Source organism: Citrobacter sp. (genome assembly GCF_050252275.1).
GTDB classification, from domain to species: Bacteria; Pseudomonadota; Gammaproteobacteria; order Enterobacterales; family Enterobacteriaceae; genus Citrobacter_A; species Citrobacter_A amalonaticus.
The window spans coordinates 1-4,099 of sequence record NZ_JBFWLF010000360.1 but is presented as its reverse complement, the minus strand read 5'-3'; the positions used below and the strand labels follow the sequence as shown (position 1 = coordinate 4,099).

5 protein-coding genes are annotated in these 4,099 nt (G+C 54.5%); 4 read left to right on the top strand and 1 reads right to left on the bottom strand.

The annotated features are described in order from the left end of the window. From AB7E14_RS21450 to AB7E14_RS21440, 3 genes are all read left to right on the top strand, one after another. A partial coding sequence (locus AB7E14_RS21450; protein ID WP_428169930.1) for a molybdopterin dinucleotide binding domain-containing protein occupies nucleotides 1–507 on the top strand: 507 nt, incomplete at its 5' end. A 10-nt stretch (nucleotides 508–517) separates the two neighbouring features. Continuing rightward, complete coding sequence (gene dmsB / locus AB7E14_RS21445) at nucleotides 518–1,135, top strand: dimethylsulfoxide reductase iron-sulfur subunit DmsB (RefSeq protein WP_058587861.1); 618 nt, start codon at nucleotides 518–520, stop codon at nucleotides 1,133–1,135. A gap of 1 nt (nucleotide 1,136) precedes the next feature. Next, nucleotides 1,137–2,000, top strand: coding sequence for a dimethyl sulfoxide reductase anchor subunit family protein (locus AB7E14_RS21440; protein WP_316962174.1), 864 nt, complete (start codon nucleotides 1,137–1,139; stop codon nucleotides 1,998–2,000). Between the two features lie 31 nt (nucleotides 2,001–2,031). On the opposite strand, the gene ycaC is transcribed toward AB7E14_RS21440, so the two are convergent. Further along, complete coding sequence (ycaC, locus tag AB7E14_RS21435; protein ID WP_043001201.1) at nucleotides 2,032–2,658, bottom strand: isochorismate family cysteine hydrolase YcaC; 627 nt, start codon at nucleotides 2,656–2,658, stop codon at nucleotides 2,032–2,034. A gap of 314 nt (nucleotides 2,659–2,972) precedes the next feature. On the opposite strand from ycaC, the gene AB7E14_RS21430 reads away from it, so the two are divergent. After that, on the top strand, nucleotides 2,973–4,099 hold a 1,127-nt coding region (locus tag AB7E14_RS21430; protein ID WP_428169929.1), incomplete at its 3' end, for an MFS transporter.

Sequence of the window (4,099 nt, the reverse complement as noted above, 5' to 3'; positions counted from 1 at the left end):
TCAGGTAAAATCGAGATCTACTCGCAGGAACTGGCTAAGATTGCCGCCACCTGGGAACTACCGGAAGGCGATGTCATCGATCCATTGCCGATCTACACGCCAGGTTTTGAGAACTACAACGATCCGTTGACCAAAGATTATCCATTGCAGCTCACGGGCTTCCACTATAAATCTCGCGTTCACTCCACCTATGGCAACGTGGATGTCCTGAAGGCGTCGTGCCGCCAGGAGATGTGGATCAACCCGCTGGACGCGCAAAAACGCGGTATCCGTAATGGCGACAAGGTGCGCATCTTCAATGGTCGCGGAGAGCTACATATTGAGGTGAAAGTGACGCCGCGGATGATGCCGGGTGTGATTGCGCTAGGGGAAGGGGCCTGGTATGACCCGGATGCCAAACGCATTGACCAGGGGGGCTGTATCAACGTATTGACCACCCAGCGCCCGTCTCCTCTGGCGAAGGGGAACCCGTCACATACGAACCTTGTTCAGGTTGAGAAGGTGTAAGGAGTAACCGATGACAACCCAGTATGGATTTTTTATTGATTCCAGCCGTTGCACCGGTTGTAAAACCTGCGAACTGGCCTGTAAAGATTACAAAGACTTAACCCCGGATGTCAGCTTCCGCCGCATTTATGAATATGCGGGCGGAGACTGGCAGGAAGACAACGGCGTCTGGCACCAGAACGTGTTTGCCTATTATCTCTCTATTGCCTGTAACCACTGTGAAGATCCGGCCTGTACCAAGGTCTGTCCGAGCGGGGCGATGCATAAACGGGAAGACGGCTTTGTCGTGGTGGATGAAGATGTCTGCATCGGCTGTCGTTATTGCCATATGGCCTGTCCGTACGGCGCGCCGCAGTACAACGCCGCCAAAGGCCACATGACCAAATGCGACGGCTGTCATGACCGGGTGGCGGAAGGCAAGAAACCGATCTGTGTCGAGTCTTGTCCGCTGCGTGCGCTGGATTTCGGTCCTGTCGACGAACTGCGTCAGAAACACGGCGATCTGGCGGCGGTTGCTCCGCTGCCTGGCGCGCACTTTACGAAGCCAAGTATTGTGATCAAACCGAATGCCAACAGCCGCCCGACCGGGGATACCTCCGGCTATCTGGCGAATCCGAAGGAGGTGTAAGATGGGAAGTGGATGGCATGAATGGCCGCTGATGATCTTCACGGTCTTCGGACAATGTGTGGTCGGTGGCTTCATTGTCCTGGCGCTGGCGCTAATGAAAGGCGACCTGCGGGCCGAAACGCAACAGCGCGTGATTACCTGCATGTTTGCGCTGTGGGTGCTGATGGGGATTGGCTTTATCGCATCTATGCTGCACCTTGGCTCGCCAGTGCGGGCGTTTAACTCGCTTAACCGTGTCGGTTCATCGGCGCTGAGTAATGAAATTGCCAGCGGTTCGATTTTCTTTGCGGTTGGCGGGATCGGCTGGCTGCTGGCGGTGTTGAAAAAGCTCTCTCCGGCTCTGCGTAACCTGTGGCTGCTGCTGACGATGGTGCTGGGTGTGCTGTTCGTCTGGATGATGGTGCGCGTCTATAACAGCATTGATACCGTACCGACCTGGTACAGCGTCTGGACGCCGCTGGGCTTTTTCCTGACGCTGCTGATGGGGGGGCCACTGCTGGGCTATCTGCTGCTGCGCGTGGCGGGAGTCGATGGCTGGGCGATGCGTCTGTTGCCTGCGGTTTCACTGCTGGCGCTGGTGGTCAGCGCCATCATGTCGGTGATGCAGGGCGCAGAACTGGCGACCATTCACAGCTCTATTCAGCAGGCTTCTGCGTTGGTACCTGACTACGGGGCGCTGATGGCCTGGCGGATTGGAGTGCTGGCGCTGGCCTTGTGCTGCTGGATTGTTCCGCAGTTGAAAGGGTATCAGCCTGCGGTTCCGCTGCTGTCAGTGGCCTTTATTCTGCTGCTGGTGGGAGAACTGATTGGTCGCGGCGTATTCTACGGTCTGCATATGACCGTCGGTATGGCGGTTGCCAGCTAAGTGAATAACCGGGGCTTTCGCCCCGGTTTTACTATTTCTGTTTAGTCAACGTATCGTAGCTGGTCATCAGGTTGCGATAATCCGGAATGTGGTTGGAGAACAGCGTCGCCAACCCCTCAATATCATTACGCCAGTCACGGTGCAGTTCACAGGCCACACCAAACCATGTCATGAGCTGAGCACCGGCCTGCGACATTCTATCCCATGCCGAATGACGGGTAATTTCATTAAACGTACCCGACGCGTCGGTGACGACGAAGACATCAAAACCTTCTTCAATGGCTGACAGTGCCGGAAATGCCACACAAACTTCGGTCACTACACCCGCAATGATCAACTGCTTTTTCCCTGTCGCTTTGACGGCCTTCACGAAGTCTTCGTTATCCCAGGCGTTGATATTCCCTGGCCTCGCAATGTACGGGGCATCAGGAAACTGGGCTTTTAATTCGGGGACCAGCGGGCCGTTTGGTCCGGTTTCGAAACTGGTGGTGAGGATGGTAGGCAGCTTGAAGTATTTGGCTAAATCACCCAGCGCGAGCACGTTGTTTTTGAATTTATCAGGGTCAATATCCCTGACCAGTGACAGCAATCCGGCCTGGTGATCCACCAGAAGAACCGCTGCGTCATTTTTATCGAGACGAACATAAGGCCTGGTCATTCTCTTCTCCTTGCTTGAGTCAACTCTGCGCCCGAATTCATTCAGGTGCGTATGGTTCATTCAAAGCATAGAACGGAAAAAAAAAAGCTGCCGGGACTATGAGATTTTTCGACTGATCGAAACGGAATACCTTTGCGTTAAATCAATAAAAACAGTCACCTGTAGTTGATTGGTTATCAGTAATACATAATCTTAATCAATAAATTCAATCGAAGACGGAAAAGGGCCGCCACGCCACGGTTTCCGCCGATTGACAATGTTTTTGTTGGTGGCATGATGCGCGTGAAATTTGAACTTCCTCACGGTTTATACTCATGTCCACCTATACCCGACCTGTCTTGCTTTTGCTGGCTGGTCTACTTCTGCTGACCCTGGCGATTGCGGTGCTGAACACGCTCGTCCCGCTTTGGCTCGCCCAGGAAAACCTGCTGACGTGGCAGGTGGGTATGATCAGTTCGTCCTATTTCACCGGTAATCTGGTCGGGACGCTGTTAACAGGGGCTTTAATCAAACGCCTCGGGTTTAACCGTAGTTACTATCTCGCCTCGCTGATTTTTGCGGCCGGTTGTGTGGGCCTCGGGGTGATGGTCGGCTTCTGGAGCTGGCTGGCATGGCGCTTTGTCGCGGGCATTGGCTGCGCGATGATCTGGGTGGTTGTGGAGAGTGCGCTGATGTGCAGCGGGACATCACGTAACCGTGGTCGCCTGCTGGCGGCCTACATGATGGTCTACTATGTGGGGACTTTCCTCGGACAACTGCTGGTCAGCAAAGTCTCGACGGAACTGATGAACGTGCTGCCGTGGGCGACGGGACTGATTCTGGCAGGGATTTTACCGCTGCTCTTTACCCGCATCCTGAATCAACAATCTGATGAACACAACGACACGCCAATTACCGCAATGCTGAAACTGCGTCAGGCGCGGCTGGGCGTTAACGGCTGCATCATTTCCGGGATTGTCCTGGGTTCGCTGTACGGCCTGATGCCGCTCTATCTCAATCATCAGGGCATGAGTAATGCCAGTATCGGTTTCTGGATGGCGGTGCTGGTTAGCGCGGGGATCCTCGGGCAGTGGCCAATCGGGAGACTGGCGGATAAGTTTGGTCGACTGCTGGTACTGCGCGTGCAGGTGTTTGTGGTCATCCTCGGAAGCATCGCGATGTTAAGCCAGGCAGCGATGGCACCTGCGCTCTTTATCCTGGGGGCGGCCGGTTTTACGCTCTATCCGGTGGCGATGGCCTGGGCCTGTGAAAAAGTGGAACATCACCAGTTGGTGGCAATGAACCAGGCGTTGTTGCTGAGCTACACCGTTGGCAGCCTGTTAGGGCCTTCCTTCACCGCCATGTTGATGCAGAATTATTCCGATAATCTTCTGTTTATCATGATTGCCTGCGTGTCGTTTATTTATTTGCTGATGCTGCTGCGCAATGCCGGACATACTCC

Coding starts and splice junctions, on each gene's coding strand:
- dmsB (WP_058587861.1), top strand. CDS start 518: ATGACAACCCAGTATGGATTTTTTATTGATTCCAGCCGTTGCACCGGT.
- ycaC (WP_043001201.1), bottom strand. CDS start 2,658: ATGACCAGGCCTTATGTTCGTCTCGATAAAAATGACGCAGCGGTTCTT.
- AB7E14_RS21440 (WP_316962174.1), top strand. CDS start 1,137: ATGGGAAGTGGATGGCATGAATGGCCGCTGATGATCTTCACGGTCTTC.